Here is a 1275-nt window from a genome sequence, read left to right as displayed (position 1 = left end):
TGATCTGCCCCCCGCTGAGTGGCCCAGAGACTATGATAGTCTGGACCACGAAAGGGACGATGAATGCCGAGCAAGAAGCACAAGCCGGAAGAGATTATCGGCAAGCTGCGTGAAGCTGAGATTGTGCTGGCGCAGGGAGCCTCGACAGCAGAGGCGTGCCGCCGGATCGCAGTCAGCGAGCAGACATACTATCGCTGGCGCAAGGAATATGGCGGCCTGAAGACCGACCAAGCGCGGCGGATGAAGGATCTGGAGAAAGAGAACCAGCGGCTACGCCGGGCGATTTCGGATCTGACGTTGGACAAGCTGATCTTGCAGGAAGCTGCCAAGGGAAACTTCTAAGCCCCGCGCGGCGGCGGCGCTGCATCGATCAGTTGCGACAAGATTTGCCGATCCGAGTGTCCGAGCGACGGATATGCCGGGTGCTAGGGCAGCATCGATCGACACAGCGCAAGGTGCCGCGTGGGGCGGATGACGAACAGGCGCTCACGGAGGACATCGTCGCGTTGGCGAAGCAATATGGTCGCTATGGCTACCGCCGGGTGACGGCGTTGCTGTGCCATGCGGGGTGGACGGTGAACCACAAACGGGTCGAGCGGATATGGCGACGCGAAGGACTGAAGGTCCCGCTGCGCCAGCCCAAACGGGGACGCCTGTGGCTCAACGACGGATCATGTATCCGCCTACGGCCTGAGTATCCCGGGCATGTGTGGGCCTACGACTTCGTCGAAGGGCGCACGCACGATGGCCGCAAGTTCCGGATCCTGACCATCATCGATGAGGCCAGCAGGGAGTGCCTGGCACTCATCGTTGCCCGGCAGCTCAAACACGAGGATGTGCTGGCGGCGCTGGCCGACCTGTTCATTTCTCGCGGTCCTCCGGTACATATACGGTCCGACAACGGAAGCGAATTTATCGCGACCGCCGTCCAGAAATGGCTGGGGCAGATCGGCGTGACGACGCTCTACATCACGCCGGGATCACCATGGGAGAATGGCTATAACGAAAGCTTCAATGGATCGCTTCGCGACGAACTGCTCAACGGCGAGATCTTCTACAGCCTCGCTGAGGCCAAGGTGCTGATCGAGGCATGGCGGCGGCATTACAACACCGTTCGCCCTCACAGCAGCTTGGGCTACCGACCGCCGGCACCGGAAACGGCGACACCGCCATATCCGGCCTCCGGTTCCGCTTCGCTCCACCTCCGTCCGAATATGGCGGCGATGGGCTTAATCCACTAACAAACCAATCGGTCCACTCGGTGGGGGCAGATCA

1 protein-coding gene is annotated in these 1275 nt (G+C 61.2%); it reads left to right on the top strand.

The window, feature by feature from the left end:
* The first annotated feature begins 63 nt into the window (after positions 1 to 63).
* Positions 64 to 1241 (top strand): IS3 family transposase gene (locus ACFQ24_RS03920; RefSeq protein ID WP_207080820.1). Its coding sequence is split into 2 segments (ribosomal slippage): positions 64 to 328 and positions 328 to 1241, totalling 1179 coding nucleotides; the frame shifts between segments, so codons are not numbered across the junction.
* Positions 1242 to 1275 lie beyond the last annotated feature (34 nt).

It is taken from the genome of Sphingobium olei, from assembly GCF_042678845.1.
Classification (GTDB): Bacteria; Pseudomonadota; Alphaproteobacteria; order Sphingomonadales; family Sphingomonadaceae; genus Sphingobium; species Sphingobium olei.
This window is presented reverse-complemented; position numbering and strand designations above follow the sequence as displayed.